This is a genomic window from Sulfurimonas sp. NW7, assembly GCF_051132265.1.
Lineage (GTDB): Bacteria > Campylobacterota > Campylobacteria > Campylobacterales > Sulfurimonadaceae > Sulfurimonas > Sulfurimonas hydrogeniphila.
This window is the reverse complement of sequence record NZ_CP093235.1, coordinates 2,082,019-2,094,705: the sequence shown is the minus strand read 5'-3', so window position 1 is coordinate 2,094,705 and position 12,687 is coordinate 2,082,019. Positions and strand designations below refer to the sequence as shown.

13 protein-coding genes are annotated in these 12,687 nt (G+C 39.2%); 6 read left to right on the top strand and 7 right to left on the bottom strand.

Annotation, left to right across the window (positions count from 1 at the left end; translation table 11 throughout):
* Positions 1 to 20 precede the first annotated feature (20 nt).
* A complete protein-coding gene (locus MLC35_RS10965) occupies positions 21 to 1,295 on the top strand; it encodes an MFS transporter (RefSeq protein WP_434637007.1) in 1,275 nt (424 codons plus the stop codon).
* A gap of 8 nt (positions 1,296 to 1,303) precedes the next feature.
* Here the strand turns inward: MLC35_RS10965 and MLC35_RS10960 are convergent, their stop codons facing one another.
* From MLC35_RS10960 to MLC35_RS10945, 4 genes are read right to left on the bottom strand one after another with little or no spacing between them, the layout of a single operon-like run.
* Positions 1,304 to 1,576, bottom strand: a complete 273-nt coding sequence (locus tag MLC35_RS10960; protein ID WP_434580567.1) for a type II toxin-antitoxin system RelE/ParE family toxin — start codon at positions 1,574 to 1,576, stop codon at positions 1,304 to 1,306.
* Positions 1,569 to 1,817: a prevent-host-death protein gene (locus MLC35_RS10955; RefSeq protein ID WP_346389785.1), complete on the bottom strand. Its 249-nt coding sequence runs from the start codon at positions 1,815 to 1,817 to the stop codon at positions 1,569 to 1,571. Before MLC35_RS10955 ends, MLC35_RS10960 begins: the two co-directional genes overlap by 8 nt.
* A 44-nt stretch (positions 1,818 to 1,861) precedes the next feature.
* Entirely contained in the window at positions 1,862 to 2,860 is a 999-nt protein-coding gene (locus tag MLC35_RS10950; RefSeq protein WP_188110011.1) for an efflux RND transporter periplasmic adaptor subunit, read from the bottom strand.
* Entirely contained in the window at positions 2,857 to 4,035 is a 1,179-nt protein-coding gene (locus MLC35_RS10945; RefSeq protein ID WP_151899356.1) for a TolC family protein, read from the bottom strand. The genes MLC35_RS10950 and MLC35_RS10945 overlap by 4 nt, the downstream gene beginning before the upstream one ends.
* A 154-nt stretch (positions 4,036 to 4,189) precedes the next feature.
* Here MLC35_RS10945 and MLC35_RS10940 point away from each other — a divergent pair, with 154 nt between their 5' ends.
* Complete coding sequence (locus MLC35_RS10940) at positions 4,190 to 4,528, top strand: hypothetical protein (RefSeq protein ID WP_151899357.1); 339 nt, start codon at positions 4,190 to 4,192, stop codon at positions 4,526 to 4,528.
* A gap of 48 nt (positions 4,529 to 4,576) precedes the next feature.
* Positions 4,577 to 6,082 (top strand): sensor domain-containing diguanylate cyclase, encoded by a 1,506-nt coding sequence (locus tag MLC35_RS10935; protein WP_434637003.1) that lies wholly within the window; start codon positions 4,577 to 4,579, stop codon positions 6,080 to 6,082.
* Here the strand turns inward: MLC35_RS10935 and MLC35_RS10930 are convergent.
* The gene (locus MLC35_RS10930) at positions 6,065 to 6,970 is read right to left on the bottom strand and encodes an A/G-specific adenine glycosylase (RefSeq protein WP_434637001.1); all 906 of its coding nucleotides are present in this window, start codon (positions 6,968 to 6,970) and stop codon (positions 6,065 to 6,067) included. The genes MLC35_RS10935 and MLC35_RS10930 overlap by 18 nt on opposite strands.
* A gap of 29 nt (positions 6,971 to 6,999) precedes the next feature.
* Positions 7,000 to 8,772, bottom strand: a complete 1,773-nt coding sequence (locus tag MLC35_RS10925; protein WP_434636999.1) for an ABC transporter ATP-binding protein — start codon at positions 8,770 to 8,772, stop codon at positions 7,000 to 7,002.
* A gap of 102 nt (positions 8,773 to 8,874) precedes the next feature.
* Between MLC35_RS10925 and MLC35_RS10920 the strand changes: the two genes are divergently transcribed.
* Both MLC35_RS10920 and MLC35_RS10915 read left to right on the top strand, forming a co-directional pair.
* A complete protein-coding gene (locus tag MLC35_RS10920; RefSeq protein WP_151899361.1) occupies positions 8,875 to 9,129 on the top strand; it encodes a hypothetical protein in 255 nt (84 codons plus the stop codon).
* 141 nt (positions 9,130 to 9,270) lie between these two features.
* The gene (locus MLC35_RS10915; protein WP_418641418.1) at positions 9,271 to 10,272 is read left to right on the top strand and encodes a cytochrome-c peroxidase; all 1,002 of its coding nucleotides are present in this window, start codon (positions 9,271 to 9,273) and stop codon (positions 10,270 to 10,272) included.
* Between the two features lie 13 nt (positions 10,273 to 10,285).
* Here the strand turns inward: MLC35_RS10915 and gltX are convergent, their stop codons facing one another.
* A complete protein-coding gene (gene gltX / locus MLC35_RS10910) occupies positions 10,286 to 11,674 on the bottom strand; it encodes a glutamate--tRNA ligase (RefSeq protein ID WP_434636997.1) in 1,389 nt (462 codons plus the stop codon).
* Between the two features lie 174 nt (positions 11,675 to 11,848).
* Between gltX and MLC35_RS10905 the strand changes: the two genes are divergently transcribed.
* A complete protein-coding gene (locus MLC35_RS10905) occupies positions 11,849 to 12,685 on the top strand; it encodes a peptidylprolyl isomerase (RefSeq protein ID WP_418640772.1) in 837 nt (278 codons plus the stop codon).
* The last annotated feature ends 2 nt before the right edge of the window (positions 12,686 to 12,687 follow it).

The window sequence follows — 12,687 nt, the reverse complement described above, 5'->3', positions numbered from 1 at the left end:
TTTTCGTATAGAATTAGGATATGAAAAACAATAATAAAAAATCTATATACTCCTGGGCACTGTATGACTGGGCAAATTCTGCCTATGCAACCACTGTTATGGCTGGATTTTTCCCTATATTTTTCAAGTCTTATTACAGTGTGGGAACTGAGGTGACTGTGAGTACCGCGCAGCTCGGATTTGCAAATTCAATTTCGAGTTTTGTGGTAGTGCTTCTTGCGCCTTTGCTTGGGGCTGTGGCTGATGCAGGTTCACTCAAGAAGCGTTTTTTGTTTCTTTTTGCATTTTTGGGTATTTTGATGAGTGCCTCACTGGCTCTTGTCGAGCAGGGAAACTGGCAGATGGCGGCACTTGTCTATACACTGGGAAATATCGGTTTTATGGGATCAAATATTTTTTATGATGCTTTGCTTCCCTCTGTGAGTAATGATAAAAATGTTGACTATATTTCAGGCCTGGGCTTTGCCCTTGGATATCTCGGAGGCGGTATTTTGTTTGCCTTGAATGTTTTTATGGTACAGGAACCCGCCTTTTTCGGTTTTGAAGACAAGGCTGCGGCGATAAAAGCTTCTTTTGTCAGTGTTGCAGTGTGGTGGGCGGTTTTTTCATTGCCTCTTTTGCTTTTTGTAGAGGAGAAGAAGGGAGACAAAGAGCAGAAAAATATTTTATTGGTTGCAGGGTATCTGCGTTTGAAAAAAACCTTTCAAAGAGTGGCAAGTCTTAAAGGACTTTTGCTTTTTTTGGTGGCATACTGGCTCTATATTGACGGGGTTGACACTATTATCCGTATGGCTGTTGATTACGGAATGGCGCTGGGGTTTGACAGCAGCAAGCTTATAATGGCCTTGCTTATTGTGCAGTTTGTCGGTTTCCCTGCCACACTCATTGTTGCCAAACTTGCCGATATCTGGGATACAAAAAAAGTTATCTATCTTTGTATCGCTGTCTATATATTTATTATTGTTTATGCTGCGATGATGGAAGATGTCTATGAATTTTATATACTGGCAATACTTATTGCATTGGTTCAGGGAGGTATTCAGGCACTGAGCCGTTCCTATTATGCCAAAATGATACCGCAAAAATATGCGGCAGAATTTTTCGGATTTTATGATCTTCTTGGAAAATTTGCAGTTATCATAGGGCCGCTTTTGGTAGCCTTTGTCGCACTCTTTAGCCATAATTCAAGACTCTCGATTGCTTCTGTTGCCATTCTTTTTATTCTCGGCGGACTGCTTCTCTTTTTTGTAGATGAGAAAAAAGTCGCAAAAGATGTGCGCCAGGCAATGGAATGAGATGCAAATTAATATACCTCATCATGTGAACCGATGTCTATAAGAATGATCTGCTCATCTATAATGATAAAATCTATGAGGATTCTGTAATCCATATCAATAGAGACAGAATGATATTCACTTAACGACCCCTGCAGTTTGTGCAAACGCAGTGAAGGGTGAAAAGGGTTTTTCTGTAAAAGAAGAATAGTTTTTGTGTATTTTCCTTTTAAATTTTGATGCTTTTTAAAAAACTTTTTTACTGTTTTTTCATACTTTTTACTAAAAGTGATTTCATACATCAGCTATCTCTTTTAAATGTTTTGCAACATCTGTATGATAATCTCCATTTTTAATATCCTCCATTACCTCTGTATAAGCACGGTCAAGTTCCAAAGCACGAAGCTCTTTATACCTTTCTATGTCCATAACGACATACTTTTTTTCACCACGAAAATTGATAATAACCTCGTCCCATTTCTCCAAGAGTTCTCCAAAAAGAGAAACGCCTCGTTTTTTTACTTCATTTGCGCTGACTGTCATAAGAATATCCTTAAAAGTACTTTTAAGAGTATTATAACACAGTTTTAATACAAGCCGTTTATCTGCGCATCACTGTCCATCATAAAGAGGGCATTGTTGACAACTTCATCGCCGGCATTGAGTCCGCTTGTTATGATGTATGTTTCATTATTGAGCGGTTTGACATTGACTTCCATCGGTTCATACTCTCCCTCAAATTCTCCGACAACAAAAACATAGTATTTTCCGTCTTTTAAGATAACAGCGCTTTGCGGCAGTGTCAGATACTCTTTTGCCTTGTCTTTTGAAATCACATCCGCATACATTCCCGGAAAAAGTGTATGGTCTTTGTTCGCCAAAGTGAGTCGCATAGTGAGCGTTGCCTCTTTTGGACTCAGATTTGGATAAAGAAACTTTGAATGCGTCTCGTATGTTTTATCGGTTGTTTTAAAACTGACACGAAAGTCATTGGCATGTTTGAGCCATTTGACATCATCTTCAAAGACCTTTACCTCAACCCAGACGTCATCAAGATTGACTATCTCAAAAAGATTTGTTTTTGCATTAAAAGCAGATCCTTCATTGATATTTTTCATAAAGATATAACCGCTTTGCGGTGCATAGATTGTTGTGTTCGGTGATACTTTTCTCATCTTTATAACTTGAGAAATCTCATTTGGCGCGACTTCCAGCAAAGAAAGTTTCAGCTTTGCACTCTTGAGCATACCTTTGTTTGGTCTGTTTTTTGTGTAGTTGTACGAGTTGACATAGTCCTCTTTTGCTTTGTATACTTCAGGAGAGTAGACAACTGCCAAAGGCTCGCCTTTTTTGACATATTTGTAAATTTTGTCGGCATAAAGTTTTTCGACAAATCCTCCAAAACGGGGACTCACTTCATACACTCTCGCTTCATTTGCTTTGACAAAACCGTAATTTTTTTTGCTGTGGCTTGTTTTTGTTTTTTGTACCTTGACGGTCTGAACTGAAAAAAGCTGTTCCACCGATGCTTCTTTTGCCGATACCATCAACGGCAGCAAAAGTAGTAATAATTTTAAATTTTTCACTGTAATTCTCCTTTAAGTTGTGCTATTTTGGCTTGTGCCAGGTTGTAGTTTGCGACGGCTTTGATACTTTTTTGTTCCAAATCAAGTTTTTGAAACAGGACATCTATATATTTGAACAAATCAGCCCCGACAGAGATGGAAGAGCTTGAAAGCTCAAACATGTGAGCAACCTGGGGAAGAGCTTCATCTTGAATAATATGATATATTTCATAAGAAGAGAGCATTTGCGCATAATAGGCTTCAAGCTCGGCATTGACAGATATCTGAGTATCTGCTTTTTGGCTTGTAGCGGAGAGAACCAAGGCGCGTGCTTCTTCTTCTTTGTAGTCTTCCGTGCCGTATATAGGCAGGCTCAAGCCGAAACCAAAATTAAAATAGTTGTTGAAATTTTCTCGAAGAGCATAGCCTGCGATGAGATTAATGTCCGGATAGTTGTTGAGATCTGCCATTTTTAACTTTGCATTTTGTTTGAGAATCTCTTTGTCTTTTATTTTAATATCCGGGTTCTCTGCTAAAGATTTTTGCAGTTGTCCCAAATCCGGTTTTTCCCCCATTTGTATATTTATATCCAAATGGTGTACTTTAAATGAGGCCAGATAGGAGAGTCTTGCATAGGCAGCATTGATTTTTTCACGCAAAACACTTTTTTGGATTTGCAGATCTGAGAGGGAGAGTTCCGCTTTCATTATTCCGATATGCTGGTTCTCATCAATACTTGTGTAGGATTCGTACAGATCAATGTTTTGCTGTGTCAGTGTGACATACTCATCAATAATTTTATACAATTCATTCAGTTTCCAAATGGTATAGGCTTCACTCTTTATCTGTGCAACCAGTTTTGTTTTTGCTGCATTTAGTTTTTCCTGCAACAAAGCATCTTCCGCTTCTGCAATTTTTTTGTTGGTTTCACGTTTATTGTAAAAAGGAATTTTTTGTTTGAATGTCACCACAGACTGACTCATCGCCTGCGAAGAATTGAGTGTATTTTTTGTTATGAGCAGTTGGGGGTTTTCAAATTGGTCGGAGACTGCTATATTGTATCTGTTTGCCTCAATTCTTTCATTGATAGCTTCCAGCGACGGTTTTTTTGCCAAAGAGATGTCAATAATTTCACTCAGGCTGACTGCCTGTGCTCCGGAGCAAAGTAGGAAAATACCCAGTATCACTGTTTTCATAAATTATTCCTCTGTTTTTTTAGTTTTCAAAGTATAGCATGCTAATGTGTAGTGTTTGTGAGTTTTGTTGCTTATATGTCTACGCTAACTCAGTCAACGAAGCGGTGAGAAAGCCTTTTATTGTTAAGATGTTGTTTTAATAAAAAGGGGAAAAATGAAAGAGATAGAAGAATTACTGCAAAAGTACAACCACTTTAAGCATGAACAACTGCGTTCAATACAACAGCTGCCCGATACAAAAATTGTGACACTTGTGGTGCAGGATGACGAGGGGGAGGATATTCACACTGTTAAAATTACTTTTAGCGGTATCAATGCTTCGAGAATTTTGGAAAACCATGTCCTCTCTTTCTTAGATATGGGCTTTGGGATAACACTTATCAAAGAAAACAACCTCTATGGCTTTGCCCTTGGAAGCGGAAGTACAATGTTACATGTACACAATGCGCCTTTGTATATTGTCGCTTCTGATATCAAGATAGAAGAGAGCTAGCTTTATTCCTTAACATAGCTTTCAGTTTGTTTGCTATAAGCTATTTGTATGAAGAACTCAAAAAATAAATTTTTTATGATTGGGATTACCATTTTGCTTGTATGGGTTTTTATAGAAGCATACTTCTACATGATAGCTGTAGAGGCACAAAAAAACTATACTGACAATTTACTCAAAGATGCACGGGAACATTACGAAGAGATAGAAAATATCCGTAATCTTCCTGCCGAGATTGGAACTTTTTATGTGAAAGAAGGTGATGCCTTTAAAAAAGTTGATCCCAGTCTGCTTGTACAAACCCTCTTGAAACAATACCAAACAAACGATTTTTACTATACAGTGACTCCAAAGGTGCAAAAAAAAGGAGCAAATCTTTCAAAAAAACCTATTTACAGGCTTGAGAGCGAAAAAAAAAGGCTTTATTATGTTTATAAAGAGATTGCCATTGATATGGATGCCTCTTTCTATGTAGAGAAGATACAGAGCGTCTGGTTCAAGTTTTTTGCAGTAAGTTTTTTATTTACTGTTTTTACACTTGTCCTTCTTTTTCTCATCAGGTTTTTACAAAAAAAGAGCAGTAGTTATGAAAAGCTAAGCAATACGCTTGAACTCAAAGTTCTCCAGCAGACAAAACTGCTCGAAGCAGAACATGCCAAAAAAGAGATTTATCTGGAGACGCTTTTTGAAAAGAGTCCCAATATCATCATTATCACAACCGGCAACAGTATTACCCGAGCGAATGAGGCATTTTTTAAATTTTTCAAAGAGTATGCTTCTTTGGAAGAGTTTAAAAGAGAGCATGAATGTATTTGTGACTTTTTTTGTGCATCATGCCATGGTGATACCATCAACAGCACAAAAATGCAATGGGTGGAAGATGTTCTGGGTGAGGAAGAGCCAATCATAAAAATCTGTTACCTGGAGCAGGAATACTATTTTTCTGTGTATGCCAAAAAGATATATGAAGAGAATAGAATGCATATGATGGTGACATTAAATGATATAACAGAAATATATAATATTCGGCATAAATTTGAAGATTTGTCCATGCAGGACGCACTGACAAATATTTACAACAGGCGGTACTTTAATGTAGTGTTTCCCCAGGAGCTAAACAGAGCAAAAAGAACCCGTGAGAGTTTTTGTTTTGCGATTATGGATGTGGACAATTTTAAACTCTACAATGATAACTACGGGCATGATGCAGGGGATGAGGCACTTCAAAGCATTACTGCAAAAATCACAGAACTGACACAGCGTGCCAATGAGTTCTTTTTCCGTTTGGGCGGAGAAGAGTTTGGCTTTGTCTGCAGTGCCTATACAAAAGAGGAAGCCTTTAGACACCTGCAAAATATATGCAAAGAGGTGCAAAACCTGAAAATTGAGCATCTTTACAATGAAAAGTATGGAGTGCTTACTATATCTATAGGCGTATGTTATCTCTCTGATGCACGCGAGGGTGAAGTGAAATATATTTATAAAAGTGCGGACAATGCCCTCTATAAAGCGAAAGAGAGCGGAAGAAACAAAGTTGTTCTATTTGAAAACTGTTGAGAGCGCTTTTTTTGTCAAAGAGGAGATTGGAGCGCTGTGCAAGGCCTTTGTTTCTACCCAGATGCCACCTTCAAAAGAGTCGAGTGTGTAGAGCTTTACATGTAAGCGGTATTTTGTGTAGGCGTGTTTGAAACTGCCTAAAAAATCTTCTTCTATCGGGTCGACGGCGGGAAGTTCAAGCATGCCTTTGTACATGTTTCCTGTAGCAGGGGTAAGGGCTATTTTTTCATTTTGTATGCAAATACCGTAAAAAAGTTCGAGTGATTCATACTCTTTTTTCTTTGTTTTTGTATATAACTCCGCTTCTGTTTTTCCCTGACACGTTTTTTGTAGCGGACACTCTTCGCATTTTGGGTTTTTGGGCAGGCAGACAAGCGAACCCAAATCCATAAGGGCAAGGTTATGGCTTCTGGTGTCTTTGTGATTAAGGAGTTTTTGTGCGTATTCCCAAACTGTTTTGTCTTTTACATGTAAGAGGGCAAAATAACGCTTGAGCACTCTTGCTATGTTTGTATCGACAACAGGAATATTCTGATTGCAGCCGAAACTGCAAACGGCACTTGCGGTGTATTGCCCTATGCCGGGCAGAGAGAGCAGCTCCTTGTAGTCTGTCGGCAGAGATTTTGGTGAAAGTCGGGCTGTTTTATGAAGGTTTCTTGCACGCGAATAGTACCCAAGTCCGCTCCATGCCGCTAAAACATCATCCAGCGGTGCATTTGCAAGGCTTTGAAGTGTGGGAAATTTTTCCAAAAACTGAGGATAGTATTCATCCCGTACACGATTGACCTGTGTTTGTTGGAGCATGATTTCGCTGAGATATACACGGTAAATGTCCTGTGTATTTCGCCAGGGAAGCTCATGCCTGCCTGCTTTTTCATACCATGCCAAAAGTTCTTTCTGTGCCTGTTTTATCTTTTTTATAACAACTGCTCCTTGAGAAATTCACTGTAGTGCCCTTCTTGTTCTTCAAGTTCTTCATGCGTACCGCGTTGGACTATTTCGCCTTCATTGAGGACATAAATCATATCGGCATTTTTAACTGTGCTGAGTCTGTGGGCGATGGTAATGACTGTTTTTTTCTCAAGCAGGGGAACGAGTGCTCTAAAGAGTTTGGCTTCGGTATGCACATCAAGTGCAGAAGTTGATTCATCAAAAATGACGACACTCGGATTTGCAATTATCATTCTGGCGATGCTGAGTCTTTGTCGTTGCCCGCCTGAGAGGCGTATGCCGTGATGCCCGACGAGGGTGTCAAGTCTGCTTGGCATACTTTGGAGCATGTCAGAGAGCTGGGCGATTTCAAGAGCTTTGTAGATGGCCTCGTCGCTAATGTTTTCATGTCCCATGGTGATGTTAAATCTGAGTGAAGCGTTAAAGAGGATAGGCATCTGCAACACTAAAAATATTTTTTGGCGCACGGAGTGTTTGTCCAGCTCTTCTGTGGGAATATCATTGTATCTGAGTTCACCGGATGTTTTTTCATAAAAACCGGCAATAATCTGAGCAAGGGTTGTTTTGCCGCTGCCGCTTGCACCGATAAGCGCTGTTTTTGAACTGTATTTGACATCAAAAGTTATCTCTTTAAGAATGAGCTTATCACTTGAGGCATAACTGAAGCATATATTTTTTAAAGAAATATCAACGCTCTTTGTTGTAAGTTTTTTCTCCCCGCTCGTTTCTGTTTTGAGTGTCAGGACTTTGTTGATACGCTCTAAAGCAGCTTTGGCGGAGGCATAACTGTACTGCATGGAGAGGATGTCCTGGACCGGTGTCATGATAAACCAGATGTAGCCAAACATGGCAAACATCATACCGATACTCAGATCACTGTAGGCTACAAGCAAAAGTCCTGAAGCGCGAATGAGTTCAAAAACACTTAAAAAGATTGTATAAGAGAGTTTTTCATAGGCGACACTTTTAAAGCTGAATTCATTGGAAGTATCCTGAATTTTTTTTGCCTGTTCTATCGCTTTGCCAAAAAAATGCTGTTCTTTGTTACTGGCCTTTATCTGCCCGAACAGTTCAAGCGTTTCGCCGACATTTTCCTGAAATTCTGCAATTGCCTGGTTCTCTTCTTTTTTGAGTTCTCCCACGCGTGCGGACATTTTCTTGCTGACAAACATGATAAGCGGCTGCACAAAAAGTATGAGTATGCCCAAAACAGGATTGATAACAATCATCACGATACCGACGGCAAGAAGGGTTAAAACAGAGGCAACAAAACGTGAAGCACTGCTCATAATAAATGCATCAAGGGTATTGATGTCGGTGATAAGATTTGCCGTAATAGCACCGCTTCCAAGGGTCTCATAGGCATTCATGGAAGTTTTTTGGAGATGTTTTAAAAGACGTGAACGTATCATAAAAGTGACATATTTTGAAATTTTTGTAAATATTTTTGTGCTGAGTACCCCTAAAAAGTAGTATAAAAAGCGTAAAAATATAACAGCAAAGGCAACAAGCCCAATATAGTAAAAAGCAGAACCGCTGCCAAAAAGTCTGTCAATGGCAGGAACAATATACCCAGGTTTGTGCAGCAGGACTTCATCTACCATGACCGGCAGCATCAAAGGAATGGGAACACTGACGATGATAGCCAAAATGGTCAAAATCTGCCCGTTTATCAGAGAAGATTTTTTATGCAGCGCTAATGCAAAGATGGATTTTATAGTGACAGGTTTTTGATTCATAAAAGAATTATATCTCAAAAAAGCAGACTCTAAAGTTAACTTTTTTATGTTTTTAGATATTTCAGGTATAATATATTGTGAAAAAATAGATAAGGACAGGTTATGAAGAAAATATTATTGGCAGTTGTCTTTGCCGGCTTACATGTAATGGTGCTTAACGGGGATGATATTACACAAAAGCATATTCAGCAACAGATACAAAAAGAACAAAAATATGCAAAAGAGCAGAGGTTTTATCAGGGAAAAGATTATAATCTCTCAGCAGTGGAAGTGGACCCAAGTGATTTGGATGCAATCCCTACCATTGAACCGGAAAATGATTTTGATATGACGGATGTCTACAGAGATGATATTTAATGGGGATATTTTGAAAATAGACGGATTTTATAGCTGAATAAGTTCTTTTTAAGCAATAATATCAAATAATTCTTAAAAGATAATATTTTTCTATTAATGAAAGTATGCTCTTTACTAAAAAAAGGATTCTCCGTGAAGAAAATGATTTTTTCATTATCAGTTGTTATATCATCCCTCTATGCTTCAGACACTCTCCTGTTAGAACAGGCAAAACAAAATTTTGCACCATTGCCAAAAACATTTCCTTCTGCGCAATATACCATGACGCCGGAAAAAATCAGACTTGGAAAGATGCTTTTTCATGAAAAAAGAGTTTCTATAGACGGAACAACGAGTTGTGCAAAATGCCATCCGTTTAGTTATTACGGAGCAGACAATCTTGAAAAATCAAGAGGGAATTTTGGAAAACTGAATCCAAGAAATGCACCAACGGTCCTCAATGCTGCAGGTCAGGTTTCTCAGCATTGGCGCGGAGACAGAAAAGATGTTGAAGAGCAGGCAAGAAAGGCATTGCTCGGAAAAGGCTCTTTTGGCGCACCTTCTAACGAGTGGGTGGAAAAGAAGCTGCAAAGTATTGAACAATACCGTATTTTGTTTAAAAAAGCATTTCCAAATGATACGAAGCCGATAAGCGTTGCCAATTATGCAAAGGCGATTGGAGCATGGGAGCGCACACTTTCAACACCTTCACGGTTTGACGAATTTTTAGAGGGCAAAACAAATGCTTTGACACAAAAAGAAAAAACGGGGCTTAAAACATTTATAAAAACAGGCTGTGCCTCTTGTCATTCAGGAGCACTGCTTGGCGGTACAATGCTGCAAAAATTTGGAGTTGTTGCGCCTTACTGGGAGTATACCAAAAGCAAGAAGATTGATGAAGGTCGTTACAATGTCACGAAAAAAGAAGAAGACAAATATCTCTTTAAGGTACCGCAACTTAGAAATGTTGCAATGACTTCCCCTTATTTTCATGATGGCAGTGTTGCATCATTGCAAGAAGCTGTAAAAATAATGGCAAAGGTGCAGTTAGGGGTAGATTTATCGCAAGAGGAAACAGAAAGTATTTATCTGTTTTTACAATCTTTAACCGGGAAATTATCGCAAGATATAGTGACTGTGCCTATTTTACCGGAGACAAATTAAAACACAGAAGCCATTATATATTGGCTTCTATGGCTCTGGCAATACGAAGGATGGTTTCATCCTTTCCGATGACAGACATAACGACATCAAGTCCCGGACCGCTCATTTTACCCAGCAGTGCCACACGAAGCGGATTGCCGATTTTTCCAAAACCGATTTCCATCTCATTGACAAGGGCTTCCATCACATGATGATAGTCACTTGGCAGGTGCAGCTCTTTTGCTTCATCAAGTTTGTTTGCAAAATGTTCAAGAATTTCAATCGCATTGCCTTTAAAGGCTTTTTTGACAGCTTTTTCATCATATGACTGAGGTGTTGTCACTATCTCATTGATAAGCGTTGCCAGCTCTTTGAGGGTTTTTGCCCGTTCTTTAAGGGCGTCAAGCAAAATCTCTTTTTTATCGTGTGAACTTAGTACCACGCCAAAATCAGCGAGCAGTTCCGTCAGTTCTTCATTAGGTGTGTTTTTAATGTAGTGGGCATTGAGCCAATCGAGTTTTTCCGTATTGTAAATGGAGGCTGATTTGTTGATGTCTTTTGGATCAAACAGCTCTTTCATCTCATCCATAGAAAAAATTTCCTGATCTCCGTGGCTCCAGCCAAGACGCACAAGAAAGTTAAGCAGTGCCTGTGGTAAATATCCCATCTCTTTGTATGCCATGACATCTGTCGCACCGTCACGTTTTGAGAGTTTTTTGCCCTGTGCGTTGTGAATCATAGGGACATGATAAAATTTCGGAACATCAAATCCGAGCGCTTCATAAACGACGATTTGTTTAGGGGTGTTTGAGAGGTGGTCGTCTCCGCGGATAACTTCATTGATACCCATCAAAGCATCGTCTATTGCCACGACAAAGTTATAGGTAGGACTTCCGTCTGCACGGGCAATGACAAAATCATCCAAAATATCTTCTGCCTGAAACGAGATGTCTCCTTTGACACCGTCATGTACGACTATTTCACCGCTTAGAGGTGCTTTGATGCGGATGACAGGATCAACACCTTCGGGAGGAGTTCCGCAAAAGTCACGGTATCTGCCATCATATTTTGTCCGTTCTTTGTTTGCCATTTGTTGCTCACGCAAAGCATCAAGTTCCTCTTTGCTCATATAGCATTTGTAGGCTTTGCCCTCATCAAGCAGCTGCTGTATGTATTTTTTGTAAATATCTTCACGTTTGCTTTGGTAGGTGATTTCTCCGTCTGCTTCAAGTCCAAGCCATTCAAATGCTTTTAAAATGGCCTCTGTTGCCTCTTGAGAATTTCTTGCTTTGTCGGTATCTTCAATGCGAAGAAGAAACTTTCCCTTGTTCTTTCTTGCCCACAGATAAGAAAAAAGAGCCGTGCGTAAACCGCCAATATGCAAATAGCCTGTAGGAGATGGAGCAAAACGAGTAACAACCATGATATACCTCTTGTGTTAGTGTTCACTTCTTATGTAAACTTAGCGTGAGGCTCAGACTGGCAAGGAGAATTTGCCCTCTAAGTTAAGGTTACATAAGAAGTTTCTTGCAATTTTAGGCAATTGTTGGTTAAAGGCTGGTAAAATACTCTATTAAAATTAACAAAATGGATTTTTATGTTTAAATTACTCGTATTACTTATGCTTGCAAGCTTAGTAAATGCAGAAGTCTATGACGGTGTCGCAATTGTTGTAGAAGATAAAGCAATTACTCTGCTTGATATTGAAAAAGAGATGCAGCAGGCGCATATAGATGCAAAAAAAGCGTCCGACATCCTTATTCGTAAAAAACTTGAAGCACTTGAAATTGCCAAAAGAGATATTTCGGTTTCAAGTACGGAAGTGTATGATGATATTAAAAAAATGGCTGAAGCAAACGGATTGACAATCAGTCAGTTGTATGATGCTGTGAGAGAACAAAGTGGCTTGAGTTCTACCGAGTTCAAAGAAAAAATAAAACAAAAACTTTTAAGCCAAAAGCTTTATGTTGCCATTGCAATGTCATCACTCTCCGAACCGACTGACGAAGAGATAAAAGAGTATTACGAGCTGCACAAAAAGCAGTTTAACCATCCCGAATCTTTTTCTGTCATCATAAACGAATCAAAAGACAAAAGCCGACTGCAGGAAAAAGTAGACAATCCAATGTTTTATGCACCCGATATCAAGACACAGGAACAGGTGTTGCCTTACAATAAAATTCCGCCACAGCTTGCGGCAATCTTGGAAAAAACACCCCCAGACCATTTCACTCCGGTTTTGCCTGACGGAAGAGGCGGTTTTATGTGTTGTTATGTAAAGTCGACAACAAAATCAAAAAAAGTGGATCTGAAAAAGCTGAAACCGCAGATCATCAATGCGATTATGGCAGAAAAACGTGAAGCGGTTTTGAGTGACTATTTTGCACGGCTTCGTGACAATGCAGATATAAATATTATCAGACTGCCAAAGTAAAT

Bases quoted from the DNA above. Each gene is read 5' to 3' on its own strand.
- MLC35_RS10965 (WP_434637007.1), top strand. From the start codon at position 21: ATGAAAAACAATAATAAAAAATCTATATACTCCTGGGCACTGTATGAC.
- MLC35_RS10960 (WP_434580567.1), bottom strand. From the start codon at position 1,576: ATGTATGAAATCACTTTTAGTAAAAAGTATGAAAAAACAGTAAAAAAG.
- MLC35_RS10955 (WP_346389785.1), bottom strand. From the start codon at position 1,817: ATGACAGTCAGCGCAAATGAAGTAAAAAAACGAGGCGTTTCTCTTTTT.
- MLC35_RS10945 (WP_151899356.1), bottom strand. From the start codon at position 4,035: ATGAAAACAGTGATACTGGGTATTTTCCTACTTTGCTCCGGAGCACAG.
- MLC35_RS10940 (WP_151899357.1), top strand. From the start codon at position 4,190: ATGAAAGAGATAGAAGAATTACTGCAAAAGTACAACCACTTTAAGCAT.
- MLC35_RS10935 (WP_434637003.1), top strand. From the start codon at position 4,577: ATGAAGAACTCAAAAAATAAATTTTTTATGATTGGGATTACCATTTTG.
- MLC35_RS10925 (WP_434636999.1), bottom strand. From the start codon at position 8,772: ATGAATCAAAAACCTGTCACTATAAAATCCATCTTTGCATTAGCGCTG.
- MLC35_RS10920 (WP_151899361.1), top strand. From the start codon at position 8,875: ATGAAGAAAATATTATTGGCAGTTGTCTTTGCCGGCTTACATGTAATG.
- MLC35_RS10915 (WP_418641418.1), top strand. From the start codon at position 9,271: ATGATTTTTTCATTATCAGTTGTTATATCATCCCTCTATGCTTCAGAC.
- gltX (WP_434636997.1), bottom strand. From the start codon at position 11,674: ATGGTTGTTACTCGTTTTGCTCCATCTCCTACAGGCTATTTGCATATT.
- MLC35_RS10905 (WP_418640772.1), top strand. From the start codon at position 11,849: ATGTTTAAATTACTCGTATTACTTATGCTTGCAAGCTTAGTAAATGCA.